General features: G+C 38.1%; 25 protein-coding genes. 17 read left to right on the top strand and 8 right to left on the bottom strand.

Features of this window, described 5'->3' with window-relative positions; translation table 11 throughout:
• Positions 1–107 precede the first annotated feature (107 nt).
• On the bottom strand, positions 108–926 hold the full coding sequence (locus AC2VNP_RS01375; RefSeq protein WP_486915392.1) for a cobalamin-binding protein: 819 nt from the start codon (positions 924–926) through the stop codon (positions 108–110).
• Positions 927–1,078: 152 nt separating this feature from the next.
• Complete coding sequence (locus AC2VNP_RS01370) at positions 1,079–1,555, bottom strand: divergent PAP2 family protein (RefSeq protein WP_275119951.1); 477 nt, start codon at positions 1,553–1,555, stop codon at positions 1,079–1,081.
• A 150-nt stretch (positions 1,556–1,705) separates the two neighbouring features.
• On the opposite strand from AC2VNP_RS01370, the gene AC2VNP_RS01365 reads away from it, so the two are divergent.
• The 7 genes from AC2VNP_RS01365 (at position 1,706) to AC2VNP_RS01335 (ending at position 9,430) form a co-directional block, all read left to right on the top strand.
• A complete protein-coding gene (locus AC2VNP_RS01365; protein WP_486915390.1) occupies positions 1,706–2,092 on the top strand; it encodes a DUF309 domain-containing protein in 387 nt (128 codons plus the stop codon).
• Positions 2,093–2,164: 72 nt separating this feature from the next.
• On the top strand, positions 2,165–3,661 hold the full coding sequence (locus AC2VNP_RS01360) for a leucyl aminopeptidase (RefSeq protein WP_486915388.1): 1,497 nt from the start codon (positions 2,165–2,167) through the stop codon (positions 3,659–3,661).
• A gap of 366 nt (positions 3,662–4,027) precedes the next feature.
• Entirely contained in the window at positions 4,028–4,549 is a 522-nt protein-coding gene (locus AC2VNP_RS01355; protein WP_486915386.1) for a TRAP transporter small permease, read from the top strand.
• 53 nt (positions 4,550–4,602) lie between these two features.
• Positions 4,603–5,880, top strand: a complete 1,278-nt coding sequence (locus AC2VNP_RS01350) for a TRAP transporter large permease (protein ID WP_486915384.1) — start codon at positions 4,603–4,605, stop codon at positions 5,878–5,880.
• 48 nt (positions 5,881–5,928) lie between these two features.
• Positions 5,929–6,978, top strand: a complete 1,050-nt coding sequence (locus AC2VNP_RS01345) for a DctP family TRAP transporter solute-binding subunit (protein WP_486915382.1) — start codon at positions 5,929–5,931, stop codon at positions 6,976–6,978.
• Positions 6,979–7,379: 401 nt separating this feature from the next.
• A complete protein-coding gene (locus AC2VNP_RS01340; RefSeq protein WP_486915380.1) occupies positions 7,380–8,702 on the top strand; it encodes a Na+/H+ antiporter family protein in 1,323 nt (440 codons plus the stop codon).
• A 95-nt stretch (positions 8,703–8,797) separates the two neighbouring features.
• Complete coding sequence (locus AC2VNP_RS01335) at positions 8,798–9,430, top strand: hypothetical protein (protein ID WP_486915378.1); 633 nt, start codon at positions 8,798–8,800, stop codon at positions 9,428–9,430.
• Positions 9,431–9,625: 195 nt separating this feature from the next.
• Here the strand turns inward: AC2VNP_RS01335 and AC2VNP_RS01330 are convergent, their stop codons facing one another.
• Positions 9,626–10,219 carry a biotin transporter BioY gene (locus tag AC2VNP_RS01330; RefSeq protein WP_486915376.1) on the bottom strand — a complete coding sequence of 198 codons (594 nt, stop codon included), beginning with the start codon at positions 10,217–10,219 and terminating at the stop codon, positions 9,626–9,628.
• Positions 10,220–10,433: 214 nt separating this feature from the next.
• On the opposite strand from AC2VNP_RS01330, the gene AC2VNP_RS01325 reads away from it, so the two are divergent.
• Positions 10,434–11,276, top strand: coding sequence for a DegV family protein (locus AC2VNP_RS01325; protein WP_486915375.1), 843 nt, complete (start codon positions 10,434–10,436; stop codon positions 11,274–11,276).
• Positions 11,277–11,281: 5 nt separating this feature from the next.
• Here the strand turns inward: AC2VNP_RS01325 and AC2VNP_RS01320 are convergent, their stop codons facing one another.
• Positions 11,282–11,407 (bottom strand): hypothetical protein, encoded by a 126-nt coding sequence (locus AC2VNP_RS01320; protein ID WP_486915373.1) that lies wholly within the window; start codon positions 11,405–11,407, stop codon positions 11,282–11,284.
• Between the two features lie 5 nt (positions 11,408–11,412).
• Between AC2VNP_RS01320 and AC2VNP_RS01315 the strand changes: the two genes are divergently transcribed.
• Positions 11,413–11,568 (top strand): hypothetical protein, encoded by a 156-nt coding sequence (locus tag AC2VNP_RS01315; RefSeq protein WP_486915371.1) that lies wholly within the window; start codon positions 11,413–11,415, stop codon positions 11,566–11,568.
• 14 nt (positions 11,569–11,582) lie between these two features.
• Here the strand turns inward: AC2VNP_RS01315 and AC2VNP_RS01310 are convergent, their stop codons facing one another.
• The gene (locus AC2VNP_RS01310) at positions 11,583–11,855 is read right to left on the bottom strand and encodes an HU family DNA-binding protein (protein ID WP_075387876.1); all 273 of its coding nucleotides are present in this window, start codon (positions 11,853–11,855) and stop codon (positions 11,583–11,585) included.
• A gap of 370 nt (positions 11,856–12,225) precedes the next feature.
• On the opposite strand from AC2VNP_RS01310, the gene AC2VNP_RS01305 reads away from it, so the two are divergent.
• The 4 genes from AC2VNP_RS01305 to AC2VNP_RS01290 all read left to right on the top strand — a co-directional run bounded on the left by AC2VNP_RS01305 (position 12,226) and on the right by AC2VNP_RS01290 (position 17,147).
• Positions 12,226–13,752 (top strand): AbgT family transporter, encoded by a 1,527-nt coding sequence (locus AC2VNP_RS01305; protein WP_486915368.1) that lies wholly within the window; start codon positions 12,226–12,228, stop codon positions 13,750–13,752.
• A 298-nt stretch (positions 13,753–14,050) separates the two neighbouring features.
• Entirely contained in the window at positions 14,051–14,623 is a 573-nt protein-coding gene (locus tag AC2VNP_RS01300; RefSeq protein ID WP_486915366.1) for a TetR/AcrR family transcriptional regulator, read from the top strand.
• 275 nt (positions 14,624–14,898) lie between these two features.
• Positions 14,899–15,816 carry an ArsR/SmtB family transcription factor gene (locus tag AC2VNP_RS01295; RefSeq protein WP_486915364.1) on the top strand — a complete coding sequence of 306 codons (918 nt, stop codon included), beginning with the start codon at positions 14,899–14,901 and terminating at the stop codon, positions 15,814–15,816.
• An 83-nt stretch (positions 15,817–15,899) separates the two neighbouring features.
• Positions 15,900–17,147, top strand: a complete 1,248-nt coding sequence (locus AC2VNP_RS01290; protein ID WP_486915362.1) for an MFS transporter — start codon at positions 15,900–15,902, stop codon at positions 17,145–17,147.
• A gap of 591 nt (positions 17,148–17,738) precedes the next feature.
• Here AC2VNP_RS01290 and AC2VNP_RS01285 read toward each other — a convergent pair.
• The 3 genes from AC2VNP_RS01285 to AC2VNP_RS01275 form a co-directional block, all read right to left on the bottom strand.
• Entirely contained in the window at positions 17,739–18,584 is an 846-nt protein-coding gene (locus AC2VNP_RS01285; protein WP_486915360.1) for a YihY/virulence factor BrkB family protein, read from the bottom strand.
• A gap of 22 nt (positions 18,585–18,606) precedes the next feature.
• Positions 18,607–18,747 (bottom strand): hypothetical protein, encoded by a 141-nt coding sequence (locus AC2VNP_RS01280; RefSeq protein WP_486915359.1) that lies wholly within the window; start codon positions 18,745–18,747, stop codon positions 18,607–18,609.
• 93 nt (positions 18,748–18,840) lie between these two features.
• Positions 18,841–20,031: an MFS transporter gene (locus AC2VNP_RS01275; protein WP_486915440.1), complete on the bottom strand. Its 1,191-nt coding sequence runs from the start codon at positions 20,029–20,031 to the stop codon at positions 18,841–18,843.
• Positions 20,032–20,200: 169 nt separating this feature from the next.
• Between AC2VNP_RS01275 and AC2VNP_RS01270 the strand changes: the two genes are divergently transcribed.
• The 4 genes from AC2VNP_RS01270 to AC2VNP_RS01255 all read left to right on the top strand — a co-directional run bounded on the left by AC2VNP_RS01270 (position 20,201) and on the right by AC2VNP_RS01255 (position 23,246).
• Positions 20,201–20,635 (top strand): hypothetical protein, encoded by a 435-nt coding sequence (locus AC2VNP_RS01270; protein WP_486915357.1) that lies wholly within the window; start codon positions 20,201–20,203, stop codon positions 20,633–20,635.
• A gap of 127 nt (positions 20,636–20,762) precedes the next feature.
• Positions 20,763–21,233 carry an S-ribosylhomocysteine lyase gene (locus AC2VNP_RS01265; RefSeq protein WP_486915355.1) on the top strand — a complete coding sequence of 157 codons (471 nt, stop codon included), beginning with the start codon at positions 20,763–20,765 and terminating at the stop codon, positions 21,231–21,233.
• A 334-nt stretch (positions 21,234–21,567) separates the two neighbouring features.
• On the top strand, positions 21,568–22,068 hold the full coding sequence (locus AC2VNP_RS01260; RefSeq protein ID WP_486915438.1) for an Lrp/AsnC family transcriptional regulator: 501 nt from the start codon (positions 21,568–21,570) through the stop codon (positions 22,066–22,068).
• The gene (locus AC2VNP_RS01255; protein ID WP_486915353.1) at positions 22,068–23,246 is read left to right on the top strand and encodes an aminotransferase; all 1,179 of its coding nucleotides are present in this window, start codon (positions 22,068–22,070) and stop codon (positions 23,244–23,246) included. The genes AC2VNP_RS01260 and AC2VNP_RS01255 overlap by 1 nt, the downstream gene beginning before the upstream one ends.
• The last annotated feature ends 164 nt before the right edge of the window (positions 23,247–23,410 follow it).

Below are 23,410 nucleotides of genomic sequence, written 5' to 3'. Positions count from 1 at the left end.
GTAGTGTTAAGTGGTGAAGGACAAGCTTTAAGTTAGTCTCTTATTTAGTTTTTGTTTATATGTTCTTATGAGCTACGATTAAATTAGCTCGATGAAAAGAAATAGTATTAAATATCTCTATCCAAAATCAGATCTTTTCCATTAAACTTTGGATATTTTTCTGGATGTAAAAGGTAAGCTACCTTTTGTAATCCAACGAGTAAACGCGGAGATGGCCGGCAGAAAAGAGGCTCATCTAATACGTGAATTTTATCTTCGACGACAGGAGTGAACTCGTTCCAACCAGGACGTTTCCTGACAATATCAGGGTTAACTTTATCGTGGTCGACACCAACCCAGACAAGGCAAATGTGATCTGGTTTTCTGCTCACAACATCATCCCAATCGGTTTGAACACTCGCTTTATCCACGTCATCAAAAATATTCTTTCCTCCAGCTAACCGACTAATCTCTGTCAGCCAGTTTGTTTGACCAGGAGTAAACACGGGTTTTGGCCACCATTCCCAGTATAAACGGGGTTTATGTTCAATCTCATTGCTAATCGCATTATATTGGCTAAGTAAGTTTTGAATTCGCTCCACAACATTATTTGCTTGTGTTTGATGTCCAGTGAGTTCGCCAACTTTAAGAAGGTCCTCACAAATTTCTTCAAGTGAGTTCGGTTGAAGTACAATATGAGGAATATTACGTTCTTTTAGCCGCTCAATGTTTTTCTCCATACCAGGTACACTTAAAGATGCTAGGACGAGGTCAGGTTCAAATGAAGCTAACTTGTCCATATCGATATCTAAGTCTGGACCGAGACGTGGTAATGTTTGAATAGATTTAGGCCAATCTGAATAATCATCAATAGCAATGAGTTGGTCTTCAAGACCTAAATAGCCAAGTAATTCAGTGTTACTTGGACAAATAGAAATAATGCGCATATTTGTTCCTCTCCTTGTTATTTCTTCTCTTTTAATAGAATGTTTATATTTGTTTTGCATGAGGCTGAAACGAAACAATAGTGAAAACAACTAAACCTAGACAAAAAGAAAGATGACTCAAGAGCATAACTTTGGAGTCATCAATTTTACATCTAATATAACATTGTATGAAGGAAAAGTGTTAAGACAATTCCTAATAATCCACCAAAAAATACCTCGATCGGCTGATGGCCTAATAGTTCTTTTAATTCTTCTCTTTTTTCTTCTTCTTGCATTTTTGGCCAAGACTTTACTTCATGAACTAATTTATTAAAATCAGCAACAAGTTGATTGAGGACCGTCGCATGATAGCCTGCGTGTCTTCTAATCCCTGTGGCATCAAACATAACAATAATTCCGAAGATCGCCGCTATAGCAAAAAGAGGTGAGTTTAAACCTTCTTCAATGGCTAATGCTGTTGATAAAGCAGTAACAGCGGCTGAGTGAGAACTAGGCATTCCCCCTGTACTTGTAAGAAGTCTCCAATCGAATTTTCGTGTTGGTATGAAGGCTAGCGGTACTTTTATAAATTGTGCGAAACCGATCGCTATGAGTGCTGCCCATAAAGGGAAATTTTGAAAAATATCCATTGTTCGATATTCGTCCTTTCTATATAAAAGAAAATAATTGCGACATATGATTTGCAATAAGGATCATACTTAGTTTATGTTTTCAGTGGGCTGACATACTTTCTATTCCCGATTCTTTTAAATTTGTAACATGTAATGAGGTGATTTGGAATGGGTGATTCGGTATTATATCCAATGGAATACTATGAGTTTTTTATTAAATTCAATGAAGGTGACTACTATACCTGCCATGACTTACTAGAAGAAATCTGGATGACAGATAAAAGTAATTACTTTCTCAAAGGAATGTTACAAATGACGGTTGCCATTTATCATTATGAGTACGGAAATGTGAAGGGAGCAAGACTGATGATGTCTGCCGGACTCCACTATATTCAACCATACCGACCATTTTATTGGGGAGTCGACTTGGAAGAAATTGACCATTTTATAAAAAGGTGCTTGTCCATTATACCACAGGACATCGAACGCGTCCTGTATGAACAAGTGAATGAGCTTCCAAATCTTCCTCAACTCGCACTATTTCTGCATGATTAAAACAGAAATTCGATACTCGAAATAATGGGAACTTATCGTTATAATAAAAGAAACCGAAAAAGGGGGAAAACGATGTTTAACATTAAGGCATTGAATGATTGGAAAAATGAAGAAGTAGAAGGTCTTTTTATTGGATTGTATGAAGGTGAAAAAAATAATTCTGGAATAGTAGAAGAAATCGATACTGCATTAGGTGGAAATTTGAAGCAAATGCTTAAAGACAACCGTTTTAATGGAAAGGCAAAGGAGATCTTTTCTTTTCATACATTAGGTCAGTTGAAGGCTAAAAAAGTGTATGTCGTTGGTGTTGGTAAGAAGGCTGAAGCCAATGGTGAGCAGCTTCGCAGTGTTTTTGCTTCACTAAGTAAAGCGCTTCATGGCGATCAATTACAACGTGCAGGAATTATTTTAGACTCATTTTCAAATGGAGAAGAAGATTATGAGCAACTGAGTTACCTTCTCGGTGAAGCAATTGAACTTACAAGTTACAAAGTCGCTGATTACAAAGAAAAAAGTAATGTAGTTGAAAAGAAATTAGAAGGTGTCACTCTTTTTACTAATGAAGAAGAACAGTCATTGCTAGAAGAGTTACAAGCAGGGAAAGTTTATGGAAGTGGTACAAACTTAGCCCGTGCGTTAGTAAACACACCAGGAAATTTAATGACACCAACAGACCTAGCTCAAACAGCGAAGGACATTGCAGAGCGTTACGGAATGGAAGTTGATATTCTAGAACGAGAGGATATGGAAAAACTTGGAATGGGTGCACTTCTTGCAGTGGCACAAGGAACAGAACAACCACCGAAAATGATCGTGTTAAAATATCAAGGAAAAAAAGAGTGGAACGATGTTTTAGCGTTTGTAGGAAAAGGGCTTACGTTTGATTCAGGTGGAATCAGTATTAAACCGAGTTTAAATATGCATGAAATGAAGATGGATATGGGTGGTGCTGCAGCAGTACTTGGTGCCATGGAGATTATTGGTCAAATGAAACCGGAAGCCAACGTGTTAGCGGTCATTCCATCAACTGAAAATTTATTGAATGGACTAGCAATGAAGCCAGGTGATGTGATTACATCATTAAGTGGAAAAACGATTGAAGTTAGAAATACAGATGCAGAAGGCCGTTTGATCTTAGCTGATGGTGTTACATATGCGAAGCATTTAGGAGCGGACTATATTGTCGATGTTGCTACATTAACAGGAGCAGTGATTATTGCTTTAGGTGAATATACGACAGGTGCGGTTACAAATAACGAAGAGTTCATGGAAAAACTCTTGTACTCTGCTTACGAGTCAGGAGAATGGGTATGGAGATTACCAAGCTTTGAACCGTACCGTAAAATGCTGAAAACAAGTGATGTTGCTGACTTGAATAATTCCCCGGGCCGTCCAGGCGGCAGTATTACAGCAGGTTTATTCGTAGGTGAATTTGCAGGGGATACACCTTGGGTACACCTTGATATCGCTGGAACTGCGTGGACGTCTAAAGGTACAGAAACCGGTCCAAAAGGCGGAACAGGAGCGATGGCCCGCACACTAGCTAACCTCGCAGAACAGTTCGAATAATTTTTTCGGTACCAGGTACCTTTAATGCGCTATTGCACTAAAGGTACCTGGTACCGTTTTTTTGTTCAATTCTTCCTTTTCGTTCCTTTCCACCACATTTGCTTTTTGTATTTTCTTCCATTTCTTCTTCCTCTTCTTCTTTCATTTTCACAAATTCACCTATTTGGGAGTATTTAGACAGATATGTAAGGAGAGAAGAGGATATGTATATATGATATGGGTCAGTGTACTTCAAGTGAATATATCGTGAACAATCAAGACACACGCCTATATAAGCCAGTTGAGTTGGAAAAATAATCCCAGTATCATTAATGTATGTCGTGTTTTCAGACAACTTAGAATACATAAACGAGGAGGCTAAACTATTTGAATATCATTCAAAAGTTTGACCGTGGAATAATGAAGGTCGAAGAATGGATCTTAAGTTATTCGGTCATTCTCATTGCTGTCATGGTTGCCGGTAATGTATTAAGCCGTGCTATTACAGGGAAAAGCTGGGCTTTTGCAGGTGAGATTAGTGAGTTTGCGGTTATCCTTGCGACATTTATGGGGATCAGTTACGCTGCAAGAAAAGGTCGACACATTAGTATGTCTGCATTTTTTGACGTAGCACCGCCCAAAATTAGGAAAGCACTCGCGATATTCATTCCAGCTGTAACAGCTATTATTTTATTTGTACTTGCTTATTATGCCTATGGATATATGTATACCGTAATGGAAAGAGGAAGAGTCACGATGGCCTTGCAAATTCCAGTATGGATCCTGCTTACTTTTATCCCCCTTGGTCTAACGTTGGGTGGAATTCAATTTTTAAGAAATATGTGGATTAACATTAAAGAAAAAGAGGTGTATTTAGCAACGGAGAAAAAGGATTACTCTGAAAACTGAGTTTTCTTTTATCCTCTAAATCTATGAAAAAAAATGAATAGAGAGGGACAACTATGGTAGCAACTTTACTGACGTTAATGGTTATATTTTTAGTGCTAGGTTTTCCGATGTTAATTCCTTTAATTGCTGCACCCCTTATCGTTGTCATAATATTTATTCCGAACATCGATCCGATATTTCTCATACAACAAATGATCCAAGGAATATCTCCTTACGTTCTATTAGCGGTTCCGCTGTTTATCTTTGCAGCAGACATCATGTCTACCGGAAAAACATCGAAACGGCTATTAGATTTTGTCGGTTCTTTTATCGGACACCTTAGAGGCGGTTATGCGATTACTACCGCAGCGGCTTGTACATTATTCGGATCGATTTCAGGTTCAACTCAGGCGACGGTTGTTGCTATCGGTAAGCCAATGCGCGAACGGTTACGCTCGGTAGGCTATAAGGACTCCAATGCCATTGCTCTTATTATCAATGCGAGTGACCTTGCCTTATTAGTACCACCGAGTATTGCAATGATTATTTACGCACTTGCTGCACCACGAGCTTCTGTTAGTGAGCTCTTTATGGCTGGAATTGGTCCAGCGATTTTAGTTTTTACAATGTTTGCGGTGTACAGCTACATTTATGCGCGGATAAAAAATATCCCAATGGTCCCGAAAGCGACATGGAAAGAGCGATTAGTGTTTACGCGTAAAGCATTACTCCCGCTCGGGTTTCCAGTCATCATTATCGGGGGGATTTACTCAGGGGTTTTTAGCCCGACAGAAGCGGCTGCGATCTCGGTTTTATATGCACTAGTCTTAGAAGTCATTATTTTTAGAACGATAAAAATTACTGAACTCCCAAAAATTGCGTTATCGACTGGATTGGTTACATCGGCAGTCTTTATTCTAGTTGCCGGCGGTCAAGCATTTTCATATGTCATTTCTTATGCTCGTATTCCGCAAATGGTAGCAAATAACGTTATGGGTGGGGACCCATCAGCACTTACGGTTTTATTCATTGTTGCGATTTTCTTCTTTATTGGCTGTATGTTTGTCGATCCGATTGTAGTTATTTTAATTTTAACGCCAATCTTTTACCCAATCGCTATTCAAGCTGGTGTCGACCCGATTCATTTAGGTGTCGTCATTACGTTCCAGGCAGCATTAGGTTCGGCAACACCGCCGTTTGGAGTCGATATATTTACCGCCAGTGCGGTCTTTAACAAATCGTATTTAGATGTCATACGGGGAACACCGCCGTATATTGTCATGCTATTAATTGCATCCATATTAATTATATTATTTGAAGAAATTTCTCTTTTCTATCGTTACTTCATGTAAGGATGATTTGAAAAAGAGAGTTTCATATAAAAAAACAGGGGGTATTTGATGTTTTTTAAACAAAAAAAAGTCATGTTACTAACGTTAGCTATTATGGTCAGTATGATCCTTGCTGCATGTGGAAGTGAAGGCGCAAGCGGTGAAGGCACATACAATTGGACTTTTGTAACAGAAGAGATGGAAGGTCAAGTTCAATATGAATATGCAAGAGAGTTTGCCGAGCGTCTACATGAAAAATCAGACGGTGATATTAACATTGAAGTCTTTGAATTTGGCGGACTTGGAGATGAAGTAAACCAAGTGGAGCAGCTTCAAAGTGGAATTGTTGAATTTGCTATTGTATCTCCAGGTTTTACAGGAACAATGGTTGATGAAGGACAACTTTTTGCACTGCAATTTTTATTTACAGATGATATGGAGTTAAACCAACATATTTTAGATACAAGTGAAGCGTTAAACGTTCATTTAGCAAACAAGTATGAAGAACATAATATTAAGCCGCTTGCATTCTGGACAGAAGGTGCGATGCAGTGGACAGGTAACCGTGAGTTACGTACACCAGAAGATTTCAATGGTTTTAAAATGAGAACACAGGAATCTCCACTAATTGTTCGTTCGTATCAAGCCTATGGTGCAGATCCAACGCCAATGAGCTGGGGAGAACTTTATACTTCATTAGATCGTGGAGTAGTTGATGGTCAAGAAAACCCAATCTTCTTTATTGAAGATGCTTCATTCCATGAAGTACAAAGCCATATGACGATTTCAAGACATAATATTTACGTTGCGATGACAACAGTAAACCCAGACTTCTATAATGGTTTACCTGAAGATATCCGTAACATGATTGATGAGACAGTGGAAGAAATGCGTCCGGTAGGATTTGACCTTCAAGCACAGTTAAATGAGGAGCTATTAGACTCTATCGTTGATAATGAAACGCATCCAACAGAAGTAATTGAGCTAACAGAAGCGGAAAGAGATGCATTCAGAGCTTTAGCAGAGCCAGTTCGTGAGTATTTTGTAAACGAAGTGGTTGACGAAGACGGCAAGATGATTTTAGAAATGCTACAAGCTGAAATTGAAGCAGCGCAGTAATGTGAAATAAGAACAGCAAGGAGACTGACTATGTCACTTTGAACAAGCGATTGTTCAAGGCTGGCATGTCAGTCTTTTTTTGCGTAGTAGTGAGTGAGCGGAATAAACAAGTAGTCGGATTTGATCAAATGGTGTTGAGAAATCGATAAGTGACCATAAGTTGAAAATAAAATTGACAAAGTTAAAAATAAACCTGACAAACTTGAAAATAAAATTGACAAACTTGAAAATAAAACTACGAAACTTAATAAAAACTCCGAATTACAAAACAACACTCTGAGTGTTTGATACTTTTCTAGTAAAATATTACATTGACTTCAGTGGACGAGAAATGATAGTCTTTAGCATGTTAATTATTTAATACACTAAAGTGTTTTTGTGGTCGTTAAGGAGGATTTATTATGAACGCAGTGATCATCGCTGTTCTTATTATGTTAGTGCTAAGCTTAGCTAGAGTTCACGTAGTTATTGCCCTTGTTCTTGGTGCATTGGCAGGTGGACTACTTGGAGGTTTAGGTTTAACCGAAACAATTGATGTGTTTACAAATGGTCTCGGGGGCAGTGCAAATGTAGCACTAAGTTATGCGTTACTCGGTGGTTTTGCTATTGCTATCAGTCGAACAGGGTTACCTGATGTTATTGTAAAAATGGCAATAGCTGTCGTAGGAAGAGAGGGAGACAGTCGGAAAAAAGCATTATCAAAGGCATTAATTTTTATTCTTATACTTACTATTTCATGCTTTTCACAAAACGTTGTCCCAATTCATATAGCGTTTATCCCTATTTTAATCCCGCCAATCTTGAAGATTTTAAATGAACTAGCAGTTGATCGTCGTGCAATTGCAACGATCATTACCTTTGGATTAACAGCACCTTATATATTGCTACCATATGGATTTGGTGCGATTTATCACGATATTCTCGAAGCGAATATAGCTGAAAGTGGACTTGTGATTAATCGATCGGATATACCAACAGCATTATTGTTACCTGTCGCTGGTTTATTGATCGGGTTATTTGTTGCTGTGTTTATCACTTATCGAAAACAACGAAACTATGAAACGAAAGAGTTAATGACTAGTGAGACAAGCTTGGATAAAAACTATACGAAACGCTCGATTGTTTTTGCTATTATTGCAATCCTTGTTACATTAGTTGTCCAAATTCTTACGAAATCAATGATCATTTCCGCTCTAGCAGGGTTAGTAGTCATTTATTTAAGTGGAACGATAAAATGGAAAGAGTCAGATGAACTCGTTACTAATGGTATGAAAATGATGGCCTTTATTGGATTTGTTATGCTGTCTGCATCAGGATTTGCAGCCGTTATTAGGGAAACGGGGCATGTGGACCTGCTTGTTGAACAAGTGGCAGGTGTCATTGGCCATAACCAAGCATTGGCCGCATTACTAATGCTTCTTGTAGGCTTATTCATTACGATGGGAATTGGTTCATCCTTCTCAACGATTCCGATTATTGCAGCTATTTTTGTTCCTCTAGGTGTGGCAGTAGGGTTTAGTCCACTTGCCATCATTGCTTTAATTGGTACAGCTGGAGCATTAGGAGATGCTGGAGCACCAGCATCTGATAGTACGCTTGGACCAACTGCAGGATTAAATGCAGACGGGCAACATGATCACATTTGGGATACTTGTGTTCCAACATTTATCCATTTTAATATTCCGTTGCTCATTTTAGGTTGGGTTGCTGCTATGATTTTATAATTTTTTATTTTTTCCAAAAAAATGATAGATTAATGAAACTTTATACAGGGTAAATACGTCTATATATTTAGTATGGATGTGTTAGGGGAATGTGTATGAAGTATAGATTGAAAATGGTTAGTATAGGCTTAGTTTTTCTCATTTTAAGCGGTTGTTCTACTTTTGATGAAAGAGAAATTATTTATCACTTAAATGATATTTTTAACACCTCTACGAAGCTCTTTCAAAATCATAGTCCGTATGGAGAGATGTTTTACAATGAACAGTTTCATACGTTCGATGAAATTAAAAAATTACTAGACACAAAAGTAACAGAAGATGGTCTTCTTTATATGGTGGATCGCATTTTTGAAGAAGACGATGAGGTTTTAGTGTACAAGCAGCCATTTCAAACGTATATTCAGGAATCTAATGTTTATAATTCTACAACTAATCTAACAAATGGTTACTATGAAACGGTGAGAAAAACCATCTTAAATCCAGGTCTTCGTTTATTACCAGAAGACGAGCTAGTATTTGAAGAACAAGGGGATACCATTATTGTGACAGGAGAAAATGTCTACATTGAGTTTTACGATGAAGAAGAATACGGCGGTTCTGCGCACCAGTATGCTCGATACGGCTATCCCGCAAATGATGTGTTATCTGTCACTTTTACTTTTGTGAAGGATGAAAATGGGTATTTGTTAGACTCTTTTAAAATAGAAGATGGAGAAAATGTTTCATAAACACAATAAAAGTATGTGGATATTTAAAGTAGAAGACGCCAAAATTTTCTCTTTAAAAAATTCCTTCTCAGAGAAGGCGCTCGGGAAATCGGGGGTCTTTTTCTTATTCATTCTTATAACGGTGCCAGGCACCATCAACACTGTGATACGGTACAGTGTTAATGGTGCCTGGCACCTATTTCTATAACGCAGCTTTTAGGATGCTGCGTTATAGCTTCTTGCGTTTTTGCGAGTGGCATTGTAGACTCGTTCGCAAATAATTGCGCCGATAGCTGTAACGATAATGTCTTTAATGAGAGGGGCAACCATCCATGCCCATGCCATTCCGTAAGTGAAGCCCTCTGGAGCTTGAGCGATCGTAGTAAATGCGAAGTACATATAGTTTGTACCAAGAATATAGTTAATTGCTAAGCCTGTATAACCTGCAATTAAAAATGTTTTTAGAGAGGCTACACTAGCTTTTTCTACAATTTTTCCTGTGACATAGGCCATTAGAATAAAAGTTAATATAAATCCAAAGGTTGGTGAAACGAGTGTACTTAATCCGCCCTTAAATTGAGCAAAAACAGGCGCACCTACTAAGCCGACTAGCATATAAACGGTCATCGAAATAGCACCTAACTTACTACCTAATAAGGCACCAGCCATAATAGCAGTGATTGACTGAAGGGTAATTGGAACACCGCCGATCACTAAAAATGAAGTTAAGTTAGCTCCGATCGCCATCAGTGCTACGAATAATGGAACCATGACTAAATCTTTTGTTTTAAATTTTGACGTTGTAGACATATTGTTCACCTCATGAATTGTTTTGGTTAACAATATGATATTTAATGTTAAGGGAAGTGTCAATCAAAATTTTTAAAATTACAAGAATTTAAATAGGAAAAGTATTAGTCATTTTTGACTATACTCTTTACAAGTATTTAATTGACCATTAAGCTTGATGTAATATCTATTTTTATTGATAAACTATTATTTTAAAGAGTAAGAAGGGGCTAGTATGACAAAGATAAAAATTGTAACTGATTCAACTGTTGATTTCTATGAGCAATTAAAGGATTTAAATGTCGAGATCGTTCCGTTATCTGTAACAATTGAGGGGAAATCTTATTTAGATGGTGTTGATATTACGTCTCAAGAATACATTGAAAAGTTAACACAAGTTGAAGAAATCCCTAAAACATCTCAACCGGCTGTCGGTACTTTTGTAGATACATATAATCGCCTTGGAGAAGACGGTAGTGAAATTATTTCAATCCATATGACATCTGGTATGAGTGGAACAGTTGCTGCGGCTGAAACGGCTGCAGGTCTAGTTGATGTTCCAGTTACCGTTGTAGATTCGAAGTTTATTTCAGCCGCTTTGTCTTTTCAAGTCATTGAAGCAGCAAAAATGGCAAAAGAAGGCAAAAGTAAAGAAGAAATCTTACAACGTTTAGAGGAAGTTAGGTCAAATACATCACTCTATATCATGGTAGATACGTTAGACTATTTAGTGAAAGGCGGACGTATCGGCAGAGGAAAGGCATTAATCGGTTCATTGTTAAAAATTAAGCCAATCGCTTCATTAGCAGACGGTGTCTATACGCCAGTGACTAAGGTAAGAACGTATTCACAGTTAATTAAATATGTTCAAGGACAGTTCAAAGAAGAAATGAATGGGAAGACGGTAAAATCGATTGGAATTGCGCATGCGGATACCGAGTCGCTTGCCAATCAAATCAAGACATCATTTATGAATGATGGTGTTGTTGAAGATAAAATAAACATTGCCTTTACGACTCCGATTATAAGTACACATACAGGACCAGGTGCAATTGCTGTTATGTACTACGCTGAATAATGGAATTAATTAAAAAGAAAAGGCCGCACAAGTGCGGCCTTTTCTTTTTTTGGAAGCGCCGCTAAACGGGCGCTTCCGCTTTTCGTGTGTCTAGCTGCAGACGCCATCGGCTCGAGGTCGCTTCGGTCCATCAAACGTGTCCAAAGACAGGACACGTATCGCTGGTCCTCCAGCGCTTGTCGCCGATAAGCAGGCGTCTTCCGCTTTTCGTGTGTTAATTTATATTGAGTCTGTTCACCTAAGTCTTGCTCCAGCTGTTCGAATTCGCTTAACAGTAAAATATTTAACTTAGATCATTATGGTTGTTTATTTAACTGCGTCTTTTAATTGCTTTCCTGCTTTAAATGCAGGTGTTTTACTAGCGGCGATTTCGATTTCCTCACCCGTTTGTGGGTTTCTACCTTTTCTGGCAGCGCGTTCGCGTACTTCAAAGTTACCAAAACCGATAATTTGTATACTTTCACCTTTTGCTAGTGTATCAGAAATAACTTCAAATAGTGAATTGACACAAGTTGAAACATCTTTTTTCGTTAACTCAGAGTGCTCGGCAACCGCATTGATTAGTTCAGTTTTATTCATAATTTACCCTCCCAAATCTACTAATTTTACTTAGTTGCTATCATCGTTGCCGTTTTTTTAATAAATATACATGAAAACAAGAGTTTTAACGGAATTTTTTACTATTTACAACCAAAATGGGTGAAACATGAATATGGAAGGTGAATTTTTTTGATGACTAATACTTCTTTTAGGTGGAGGGGTTATTAGGTTGTAATTATTTAGTAAACATACAAAGGTTTTATAATTAGGGAAAATATAGGGATAAAAAGGAAAAAATTAAAAATACTGAATTTTGATAATTGCCTTTAATCCTATCTCTATATTGTATATAATAAGAAACTGTGTTTGTAATATAATAATTTTCTAATAGACTTAAAGGAGGTCAAGCATGAGAGACAAAAAGAAAGGCGTTGTTTATCAGTCGCTTGATGTGATTGAACGGGTCGGTAATAAATTACCTCATCCTGTTACGCTATTTGCTATTTTTGCTTTTTCTGTTATTTTACTTTCAGGACTTCTTTCAGCCATTGGTCTTTCAGTAGAACACCCTGCAAATGAAGGGGAAGTACTAGAAGTCAAAAATTTAATGAGCGCTGAAGGAATTCAATATATGTTCACAAGTGCGGTTGCTAACTTCACAGGTTTTGCACCGTTAGGTACTGTGCTTGTCACTATGCTAGGGATTGGTATTGCAGAACGTTCCGGTTTAATTAGTGCGGCGTTGCGTGCATTAGTTACTTCGGTTCCTAAGCAACTAATTACAGCAGCTCTTGTATTCGGTGGGATTATGTCAAGTATGGCTGCCGATGCAGGTTACGTTGTACTAACACCACTTGGAGCCGTCCTATTTGCTGGACTCGGCCGACATCCTTTAGCTGGTTTAGCTGCGGCATTTGCTGGTGTATCAGCCGGATTTAGTGCCAATCTATTATTAACATCGCTCGATCCATTATTAGGTGGTCTGACTCAAGAAGCTGCAGCTGTATTAAATCCAGAGTATGCGGCAGCGATGAACTACGCGATGAACTGGTACTTCATGATTGCCAGTGTGTTTATGCTAACGATTGTTGGTACACTCGTTACTGATAAAATTGTAGAACCGCGCTTAGGAAAATACGAGGGCGGTATTACCGAAACCGTAAATGGAATTTCATCTGTAGAGAAAAAAGGATTAATTGGAGCGCTTGTATCATTTATTGTAACAGGTGTTGCAATTGCACTATTAATCGCTCCAGAGTGGGGGCCGTTACGTGGTGAAAATGGAGAGGTGATTAACTCACCATTCTTCGCTTCACTTGTACCCGTCATTTTAATCATGTTCTTTATTCCTGGTTTTGTTTACGGGAAAATTACGAAATCAATTCAAAGTGACAAAGACGTGGCAGATCAGCTTTCTGACACGATGGCGACAATGGGGTCGTATATCGTATTAGCGTTTGCTGCTGCACAATTTGTGGCGTACTTTAATGAAACAAACCTTGGATTAATTCTAGCGATTTCAGGTGCAGAATTCCTGGAAACAACAGGGTTTACAGGATTACCGTTAATTTTAACGTTTATATTTGTAGCTGGTGTCATTAACTTATTTATCGGAAGTGCTTCTGCAAAATGGGCGATTATGGCTCCGGTATTTGTCCCGATGATGATGAATTTAGGGTATTCCCCTGAATTAACACAGTTGGCATATCGTATTGCGGATTCAACTACGAATGTAATTTCTCCACTTATGCCATACTTTGCCATTGTTATTGCTTTTGCACAAAAGTATGACAAGAAGGTGGGGATTGGAACATTAATTTCGACCATGCTCCCATACTCGATTGTCTTCTCGATTGTGTGGGTAATCATGCTAATTGTTTGGATGACTTTCGGTATCGACTTAGGACCAGGTTCTCCAATTCATTACCAACCATAATAAAAAAGTAATGTGTCAACATCCTACGAAAAAGGTTGCTGGATATTTCAGCAAAAGTAGGGTGTTGGCACTTTTTTAGTCTCTAAGTTGTTTACAAGTACATGTGCGATAGGTCAGAGCTATACGGGTAACATGAGCCTTACACTTTTCTTGTACTATAATTCCAACATTTCCTTGAAACTTTTTTACCTAACATTTCGTCTATATTGTAAAATAGAGTAAAAAGTATATTTTAACCAAAGAAAATAGACAGCTTAAGACTAGTTTTGTTCTTAGGTCAGGGTGTGGAGGGGAAACCGTGGCGAAAGATAAAAAGAAAGTAATAATTCAAGCAGCAACAAAATCATTTTCATTATTCGGGTATAAAGCGACAACGATGGATCAAGTAGCGAAAATTGCAAGGGTAGGTAAAGCAACCATTTATACTTTCTTTGCAACGAAAGAGGAATTATTTCAAGAGATTATTAATGACCTTGCAAGAGAAATGAAACAAGTGGCAAACGAAGAGATTGATCATGAACAGTCTTTCTCTATTAACTTACATCGAGCCATGTTACGTATTCTTGATTACCGTGAAACTCATACTTTAGTTATAAAACTGTTCCAAGAAGTAAAGGAATTTGGTACTCCTGCTTGTATAGATGCAATTGCTGTACTAGAAGAGGAAATTATCTCGTTTATTGAAAGAGAAATTGTTTATGCGTTGGATAAAGATCAATTAAAACCTTGTGATCCTAAAATAACGGCTTTTCTCATCTTAAAAATGTATATTTCGCTAGCCCATACATGGGGATTAAAAAATAAAAAAATCCCTAAAGAAGAAATTGCAAACTTATTGAATTTGTACTTAATGGAAGGCATCGCCAATTAAAAATTCTTACTGAACCCAGTGTTTCTGGATGACCAAATAGTTGCTACTAGTAGCGGCTATTTTTTTTGTTGACGTGTGTGTCAATTGTACGGGTGGAAATTTCTTTAGCTAGTGTATCAAATACGATTTTCCCTATTAGGGTAGGGTTATTTTTGTATTGAACACTAGCTGTGATTTTGCGCCTATTTATTGAAATATTTTACAAAAGGTTATTGCTAAAAACAAACTGTTCGAATATAATCGAACTATAAATAATTCGATCGGAGTCGAACAGAATGAAAGTAACCATTATGTTTCATCCAATCTATGAATTTTTCACAAGTTTCTACGTCTTTTCCGATAAAGGAGGACAAAAAAGAACCGATCTTGGGCTTAGTTGGGTCAACGATGTGAAATCCAACCTCAGTTCCGAATTTCAGGAGGAAGTGAAGAAAAAGGAAACAAAAATAAAAGTTGCAGTTATTCAATATTACTTGTTGTCACAATCGTTTGATGAGCAAGACGACATCTTAGAGCTTCTCAGTCAGATAGAGCAGGAAGAAATGAAAGAATTAATTACACCAGCTTATGAATGTACTGAATTTAAAGATCAAATTCCTCCAAATGTAAAAGATGTAATCCCGCTTCTACGAGAGTGGTATGACGCTTATTTTGCAACGTTCGATGACCAGATCCTGAACAATTTAAGGGAGAGTGTCAAAAAAGGATTTGCTCTACAACAACAGTTGGATGCTTCACAGCTTGTTGAAAAGCTGACAAATGGGGTCATTCCGCCGAAAGAAAGTGTTCGAGACGCTTTATTAATTCCGCAATATCATTACTCGCCAACGATCTTGCATGAAAAAACCATTGATCAGTATATCTACTTTTATCCGGTAGATGCCAAACCCGTAGAAGAAGGAAGTCCGCCAATTGAGTTAATGCGAACGATACGGGCTTTGAGCGATGAAAATCGTATGAAGATATTAAAATATTTAGCGCAAGGGGATCGAACATTCTCTGATATCCAAAAATTTATAGGGTTAGCGAAAAGTACAGTTCACCACCATTTAATAGTTCTTCGCTCATCAGGGTTACTAAGTCTAGTTCTTTCTGAAAACCAGCAACATCATTATCGCTTTCGAAAAGAAGGCTACAGGGGAATGGAACAATTGCTTAGTCGTTTTTTTTTAGATAGTGATCAAAAGAATTAAGCATAGGATCGGGTTTGCCGATGAAATTAAGTTTTTAAAGAAAAATAGATTGTAAATGATTTGAATAAAAGGAAGGCGAAAAAATGGGAGACTTATTTAAAAACCGTGCGTTTTCAGCTGTTTGGATCGCTCAGGCTTCCTCTGCTCTGGGCGGAACGTTTGCTACATTCATCATTTCGTGGCTTGTCTATGAATTATCAGGTTCAAAGATGGCGATGGGAAGTATTTGGATTACGTTTATGGTTCCATCACTATTAACAACTCTTTTAGCAGGACCTTATTTAGACCGATTTGATCGTAAAAAGATTATGATTTTATCTGAGTGGGTTCGTGCAGCCGTTTTCTTAGTACCGCTTATTTTATATCCACTAGGGTTACTAAATGTATGGCATTTGTACATCGTTGCAGCGACTTTAGGTGTAGCAGAACCACTTTTCCGGCCAACGAGTATGGCTTATGTGGCTCAAATTTTACCGAAAGATAAGTTAATGAAAGGAAATTCCTTTTTAGAAGGAACGATGCAGCTCATGATGTTAATTGGTCCTGCTCTTGGCGGGTTATTGATGTCAGTGTTAGGGGTTGTTCCTGTCCTTTCTTTCTTAGTTTTTTGTATGGCTGTATCAGGATTTGTCTTATTATTTATTCCAAGTGCCAAGAAGAAAGCAGCTAGTGAGAAAAAAGAAACATGGTTTGTACAGTTTAAAGCTGGTCTTAAGTTTTATCGATTATATCCCGTATTATTTTGGATTGGCATCTTGCTGATGATTTCTAACTTTAGCTCTGGAGCGGCAATGCCGATGTTCCTTCCTTTTGTTCTTGACCATCTTGGTGGTAATGAATTTCAGTACGGTTTGTTTATGTCAGCCTTTCCTTTAGGAATGTTATTAGGCTCGCTCGTAACAGGAACGTTTAATCAACCGAAAAACCTTCGCCGTGTTATGTTAGGCAGCTTATGGATGGGTGGGGTGTTACTTGCTCTTCTTGGTTGGGTAACATCGTATTGGATGGCGTTAATCGTTGTAATGTTCTCAGGATTTTTTGCAATGGTTTTCACGATTAACAACACGACATTCTATCAAAAACGAGTGCCTGATGAAATCCGTGGCCGTGTATTTGCGGTTCGTACATTACTTGCTCAGTCGGGAATGCCAGTCGGTGCAGCATTTGGAGGATTTTTCGCTGAAATGTACAGTTTAACGGCTTTGTTCACGCTGCTAGGAATTCTTTCGATTATTACGATTACGATTGCCTGGTTTGCTAAAGTGTTCTACCATCTCAATGATGAAATTGAAGAAGAACAAGCAACACTTCAAGTTGCTGTCACAAAATAAATACCATGAAGAAGAAACACCCTAATACTGTTTGGAGGTGTTTCTTTAGTTTTCATTGAATGTATGAGTGATTCGAATGAGTTGTGACGGGGCGGTAAGTATATGTGCCACGACCGAAAAACTGCAAGGTACATGAAGAGAAAACTACATGTGGAAGGGAGTGGAAAAATGTGTGTGCTACAAGACCGGAAAACTGCATGTTGAATGAGTGTAAAACTACATGTGGCACGAGCAGAAAATTACATAGCGCACGAGGATGAAAATTAGCGGACTGAGAGACCCTTATTTCGTTAAAAAGTGCCAAATTTGACTAGATAGCGGACTGAGAGGCCTTTATTTCGGTGGATTCGCCATGTTTATTGATGTTTTGTGGCAAATAAGGGCTTCTGAGTCCTCTAAAGTAGAAAATCCGAGCAACTCTGTCAAATAAGGGCCTCTGAGTCCGCTTAATACTAAACACTCTAATTTTTCCACCGCCTCGACCTTCAACAAAAAACAACCTAATTGGCATTGGAGAGCTTCTTCTCCATGTTCCCTCACCACTATCTTTTTACCGCCCCTCACTTATCGACCTACTAAAGAGTGTCAACCTCACTTATTCGTTCTTAAATTCGCGCGGTGGTTTTGTAAAGTAGCATTAATTTCTCCCCCAATGACGAGAATTAATCCGCTTAGGAAGAACCAAAACATTAAAATGATAACGCCTCCTAGACTGCCATAGGTTGCCGAGAAGTTCGCAAAATTCATAACATAAATGGAAAATCCTAGTGAAATAAGCTGCCATGAAATGGTGGCAAATAGCGCACCGTATATCGCATCTTTAAACCCAATTTTTCGATTCGGACCAATCATATATAAAAGGACTAAAACCAACGTCATAATGGCAATCCCAATGACCCAGCGAAGCCGGTTCCACAAAATAAACGCATGATCTGTAATATGAAAGATCGAGTCAATCGCCTCTAAAATTAACTTACCGAAGACAGGTAAGACAAGAGTGACCATGAAAACGATGACTAAGCCAAGCATCAGAATAATAGACAAGAGTCTAACTTTAATAAATGATCTCGTTTCTTCAATGTTATGAGATTTGTTCAGTGCCCGAATTAAAGCGTTAATTCCATTCGAAGCCGACCAGATCGTCGCAATAATCCCGAAAGAAAGTAATCCACCTTTTGGTTCAGCAACAAGTTCTAAAACGGTTGTAATAAATAGATCAGCAAGTTCATAAGGGGCGTACTCCTCAACAAAATCATAGATCTGCGAAACATCTAGTGGTAAGTAAGGAAGTACCGCTAAGATAAAAATGAGAAGTGGGAAAATCGATAGCAAAAAATAAAAGGCAAGCTGTGCTGCCCAATCTTGTATGGGGTCTTTTTTTAGTCGTTCATATAATTCGCCAAAAAACAAAAGCGGCGGTATTCGATTTGGTTTCATAAGGCTCATCCTATCTCATTCATTACTTCGGAAAGTTGCAATGTACAACGGTTCTATTGTCGTCTAATAACAATTCAACAACGTAAGAAATAATCCCTGCCTTACTATAAATTCCCCAAATAACGCTGCTTAAACCTGTTGTTTTAGACGTACGTATCGCCATAAAAAAATGCTAAGGTAAGTTTAGTTTATAACTAAAGACACCCTAGCATTCTTTGAACCTTTATAAAGTTTTACAGCATCTGAATAACGTACTTTATGCTGACATGTGTTCTTTTTCTTGAATCCTTTTGCTTTCGCGAGAGACAGATACCCATAAAAAGATCGCGCTAATGACAAGAAGGAAACCGGAAATATAGAATACCATCCCAATCCCGAACGCTGCAGCTATCACGCCGCCCATTACAGGCCCTATAACATTTCCTAGAAATCGGAAGCTAACATTATAGCCTAACACTTCGCCTTGAATGGAAAGAGGTGCTAGTTGCCTTATATAGGCCGTCATACAAGGAAGTAGCCCGCCAATTTGAAGACCGAATAGAAAACGTAGGATAATAAGTTGCCATAGTTCGGTTACGAGTGCTTGCGGAATAAAAAACAAGGCAGATGTAAATAGCAAAATGATTAATACTTTTCCGTGGCCAATTTTGTCTCCTAAAGACCCCCATCTGCGTGTAGCAACTAAATTTCCGAGCCCAGTAACTGAAAAAGCAAAGCCGGCAAGAAAAGCTAAATTCTCAGTCCGGGTTAATTCATGAACGTAGAGAGCTAATAGTGGTTGAATACTGAAATTAGCTGCTTGTATCACAAGAGAAATCAACATAACCGACATCAAAATCGGACTTTTGAATATGTGCATAACGACTTCTTTTCGCGTATATACTTTTTTCTCTTCGTTTGGTTCTTTAAAAACTACTTCTTTAATTCCAAATAATACGAGCAAGGAAGCTAGAATGATAACAGCACCAGTTAACGTAAACGTGTACTGGAACCCTACAGTGTCCGCTAGCAATCCACCGAGTAACGGTCCGCATAAACCACCGCTTACCGTTCCTGTTTGCAAGGTCCCGAGTGTTCGCCCAGCGGTTTCCTTTTTACATTGTGCTGAGATTAACGCGGCAGACATTGGTATAAAACCGGTCACGACTCCCATGAAAGCTCGTAGTATAAACAATTCAGTGACGGAAGTGACAAACCCCATTAATAGAACACTAAATCCAATACCTGCTGATGTAATTACTAATATTTTTTTTCGTCCGTACTTATCGCCAAATCTTCCCCAAATCGGTGAAAATAAAAAGGCAACGAGAAATGTTACACCGAATACGTAACCTGCCCATTGCTGAACGTATGCATCAGAAAAATCGCCTAATGTTTTAATGTACAACGATAAAAATGGTAAAACCATTGTAGCACTAGCAGCAACGAGAAAGTTAGCAAACCACATAATGACAATATTCTTTTTTTCTATCGTCACGGTACACACCTTCTTGTTGAAAATATTTCGGTACTCTAAATATTATAGAGGAAATGACAAAAATATGAAAGGAAAAAGTGCTAGCAACCTCTAAAAATGGTACTATAATAATGAAAATTGACAGCTGGAGGGAATAACGTTGGAGAAGATTTATCACACAAAAGAAGGAAAAACGATATGGGTGATCTTAATTTTTTTAACAATTATAAATTTATTTATGTTAAATGAACGAATTATGTTTTTACCCTATATTGCTCTAGTTATTTTTGTATGTGCACTTTTTTTGTCCTATGAATTTAAAATAAAAGGCAACACATTAACCTATCGTGTTATTTTATTTGGCTTGGTGATTGTAAAAAAAGAGGCAACAGCGGATGAAGTGAAAGAAATTTATTTTATCAGCTTACGAGGAGTCCCGAACGTACTCATCAAACCAATTAAAGGGATGCGCTGGAAGCTAGCGAAATTCAAGCCAGATACATATGCTGATGATGTTTATATGTTTGCTGAGCAAAACGGGATTAAAAAGGTTGAATTAAACGGTTATCAACCGAGTGATAAAAATGATCAATAATATTCGTTAAGGGTGACGTTGCTACTATACGGATCCTACAATTGTAATTTTCAGAATTTATTAGACAAATGATTGATCAATCCATTATACTTGTTGGAAAAAGACCATTTCTTAGGAGTGATCATCTATGCCGACAGTTGAAAGTTTTGAACTCGATCATACGATTGTAAAAGCACCATTCGTTCGCCCTTGTGGTACACACAAAGTTGGAACAGACGGTGTTGTTAATAAATTCGATATTCGATTTTGCCAGCCAAACAAACAAGCCATGCGCCCAGAAGCAATTCATACGTTAGAGCATTTGCTAGCATTGAACATTCGTCGCTTTGCCGAGGAGCATGAACATTTTGATATTATTGACCTTTCCCCAATGGGTTGTCAAACAGGCTTCTACTTAATTGTAAGTGGTGCGCCTTCAGTCGAGGATATTATCGATGTTCTCGAGCAGACGATGAACTATTCGATCGAACTAACAGAAGTTCCAGCGGCCAATGAAAAACAGTGTGGACAAGCGAAGTTACATGATCTAGAAGGCGCACAAAAGCTGATGAAACATTGGCTGTCGCATGACAAAGACTTTTTAAAAGAAATTTTTTAATGAATAAATAGAACGTTCGAACTGCACGTCATCTTGACAAAAAAAGGTGGCGTGCAGTTTTTTGATCGGATAGAAGACTAACGACCTTCCACGAGGTGACGAAAGTCTGATTGTCATTTTCCGTAATTACCGTTTACATAGAAATTATATATAATTAAAAATTTGCGTATTAAAATCCAACTTAAGAAAGTAAGTCATATATCAAAAAAACGTCCCTTCAAATCTAAGAATTAACTTCCGTGAATTTTTAGAAAAGTAAGTCCTTAATGACAGTTAATATGATATTATAGACGAAATAAAAAATACAAAACAACGAGTAGATAGGAAGGGGAGTATACGGGTGAATAGTAAAGAAATAGAAATTCTCCAAATCATTGAAGAGAATGGCCGTATAAGTATAAATACATTATCGAAAATGTTGGACTTAAGTGAGGAAGAAGTTGAAAATATTCTAAAGAAACTGCAGAAAGAAAAAGTGATTCTAAGTTATTCGGCTGTTATTGATTGGAGTAAAGTGCATGATCATGAAAATGTAACAGCAGTGATTGATGTGAAAGTGACGCCACAACGAGGAGTAGGCTTTGACGATGTAGCAGAACGAATATATCGTTTTTCTGAAGTAAAGGCGCTGTATTTAATGTCAGGTGCTTATGATTTATCGGTTGTGATTGAAGGAAAAAGTATGTCTCAAATTGCGCGGTTTGTTTCGGAAAAATTATCGACGCTCGAATCCGTTATTTCAACTACAACACATTTTCAATTAAAAAAATATAAGCATGATGGGGTTGTGTTTGAAGACGGTGAAGAAGACCGTAGAATTGTGGTGACTCCGTAATGACGAATTCTACACGTATTAACCAACGTCTGTCAAAAGCTGTTCAGTCTATTCAACCGTCAGGCATCCGACGTTTTTTTGATCTCGCATCGACGATGGATAATATTATTTCTCTTGGTGTTGGGGAACCAGATTTTGTCACACCATGGAAAATTCGTGAAGCTGCGTTCTCTTCGATGGAAAGAGGATTTACAGCCTATACAGCGAATGCTGGACTTCTAGAACTTCGAGAAGAAATCTCAAAATATATGAGTGAAGAATTCTCCCTTCATTATAGCCCTACAAGTGAAGTACTTGTTACGGTTGGAGCAAGTGAGGCCATTGATATTGCGATTCGTTCGCTCGTTGATCCCGGAGATGAAGTCATAGTTGTTGAGCCGACGTTCGTTTCGTATGCACCGATCGTCTCTCTCGCAGGAGGGATTCCTATATCCGTAGGAACGAAGAAAGAAGACTCTTTTAAATTAACGCCTGCTCAATTAGAAGCAGCGATCACACCAAAAACAAAACTTGTGATGCTATGTTTTCCGAATAACCCAACAGGTGCAGTGATGACAAAAGAGGAGTTGGAACTCATTTCTCATGTTATTAAAAAGCATGACTTACTCGTGTTATCAGATGAAATCTATGCAGAGCTCTCTTACGATACGAGTCATTATTCGATTGCTCGCCTGCCAGATATGCGTGAACGTACCGTTGTCATTTCAGGCTTTTCAAAATCTTTTGCCATGACCGGCTGGAGATTAGGCTTTACACTCGCCCCAGAGGATATTACAGCGGCGATGTTAAAAATCCATCAATACACGATGATGTGTGCATCTACACCGGCACAGTATGGGGCGCTAGAAGCGTTGCAAAACGGCTTAGTTGATGTAAAGAAAATGGTTCAAAGCTACCACCAACGTCGTAATTTTGTTGTTAAATCGTTTGCAGAAATTGGCTTGCCATGCCATACACCAGGCGGCGCTTTTTATGCGTTTCCCTCGATAAGAAATACAGGGTTTGACTCAGGAGAATTCGCAGAGAAGCTTCTTCTGGAGGAACGAGTGGCTGTCGTTCCTGGAGATGTCTTTGGTGCAGGCGGGGAAGGACATATTCGTTGTTCTTACGCCACATCTATGGAAAACCTAGAAGAATCTGTCCGCCGAATTGGCCAATTTTTAGAAAAGCATTGTTAAAGCTCACACAATCTATAGTTTATTTCAAGATGCTGTCCCTAGAAGCAATAAGCAGTTAGTTAACGCTAATTTTGCAATATTGCTTTAAAGGACAGCATTTTTTAATAGATTTTGCATCACCGTACATAATATATTCGTGAAAATTTACAAATGGAAAAAAGTGA

The sequence above is a fragment of the Alkalihalobacterium sp. TH-98 genome (assembly GCF_057473385.1).
The sequence above is the reverse complement of the archived record's forward strand: the minus strand, read 5'-3'. Positions and strand labels throughout refer to the sequence as shown.

What these genes read in the sequence shown, in the direction of transcription:
- AC2VNP_RS01375 (WP_486915392.1), bottom strand. Translation starts at nt 926, where the DNA reads ATGCGCATTATTTCTATTTGTCCAAGTAACACTGAATTACTTGGCTAT.
- AC2VNP_RS01370 (WP_275119951.1), bottom strand. Translation starts at nt 1,555, where the DNA reads ATGGATATTTTTCAAAATTTCCCTTTATGGGCAGCACTCATAGCGATC.
- AC2VNP_RS01365 (WP_486915390.1), top strand. Translation starts at nt 1,706, where the DNA reads ATGGGTGATTCGGTATTATATCCAATGGAATACTATGAGTTTTTTATT.
- AC2VNP_RS01360 (WP_486915388.1), top strand. Translation starts at nt 2,165, where the DNA reads ATGTTTAACATTAAGGCATTGAATGATTGGAAAAATGAAGAAGTAGAA.
- AC2VNP_RS01350 (WP_486915384.1), top strand. Translation starts at nt 4,603, where the DNA reads ATGGTAGCAACTTTACTGACGTTAATGGTTATATTTTTAGTGCTAGGT.
- AC2VNP_RS01345 (WP_486915382.1), top strand. Translation starts at nt 5,929, where the DNA reads ATGTTTTTTAAACAAAAAAAAGTCATGTTACTAACGTTAGCTATTATG.
- AC2VNP_RS01340 (WP_486915380.1), top strand. Translation starts at nt 7,380, where the DNA reads ATGAACGCAGTGATCATCGCTGTTCTTATTATGTTAGTGCTAAGCTTA.
- AC2VNP_RS01335 (WP_486915378.1), top strand. Translation starts at nt 8,798, where the DNA reads ATGAAGTATAGATTGAAAATGGTTAGTATAGGCTTAGTTTTTCTCATT.
- AC2VNP_RS01330 (WP_486915376.1), bottom strand. Translation starts at nt 10,219, where the DNA reads ATGTCTACAACGTCAAAATTTAAAACAAAAGATTTAGTCATGGTTCCA.
- AC2VNP_RS01325 (WP_486915375.1), top strand. Translation starts at nt 10,434, where the DNA reads ATGACAAAGATAAAAATTGTAACTGATTCAACTGTTGATTTCTATGAG.
- AC2VNP_RS01320 (WP_486915373.1), bottom strand. Translation starts at nt 11,407, where the DNA reads ATGGACCGAAGCGACCTCGAGCCGATGGCGTCTGCAGCTAGACACACG.
- AC2VNP_RS01310 (WP_075387876.1), bottom strand. Translation starts at nt 11,855, where the DNA reads ATGAATAAAACTGAACTAATCAATGCGGTTGCCGAGCACTCTGAGTTA.
- AC2VNP_RS01305 (WP_486915368.1), top strand. Translation starts at nt 12,226, where the DNA reads ATGAGAGACAAAAAGAAAGGCGTTGTTTATCAGTCGCTTGATGTGATT.
- AC2VNP_RS01295 (WP_486915364.1), top strand. Translation starts at nt 14,899, where the DNA reads ATGAAAGTAACCATTATGTTTCATCCAATCTATGAATTTTTCACAAGT.
- AC2VNP_RS01290 (WP_486915362.1), top strand. Translation starts at nt 15,900, where the DNA reads ATGGGAGACTTATTTAAAAACCGTGCGTTTTCAGCTGTTTGGATCGCT.
- AC2VNP_RS01285 (WP_486915360.1), bottom strand. Translation starts at nt 18,584, where the DNA reads ATGAAACCAAATCGAATACCGCCGCTTTTGTTTTTTGGCGAATTATAT.
- AC2VNP_RS01280 (WP_486915359.1), bottom strand. Translation starts at nt 18,747, where the DNA reads ATGGCGATACGTACGTCTAAAACAACAGGTTTAAGCAGCGTTATTTGG.
- AC2VNP_RS01275 (WP_486915440.1), bottom strand. Translation starts at nt 20,031, where the DNA reads ATGTGGTTTGCTAACTTTCTCGTTGCTGCTAGTGCTACAATGGTTTTA.
- AC2VNP_RS01265 (WP_486915355.1), top strand. Translation starts at nt 20,763, where the DNA reads ATGCCGACAGTTGAAAGTTTTGAACTCGATCATACGATTGTAAAAGCA.
- AC2VNP_RS01255 (WP_486915353.1), top strand. Translation starts at nt 22,068, where the DNA reads ATGACGAATTCTACACGTATTAACCAACGTCTGTCAAAAGCTGTTCAG.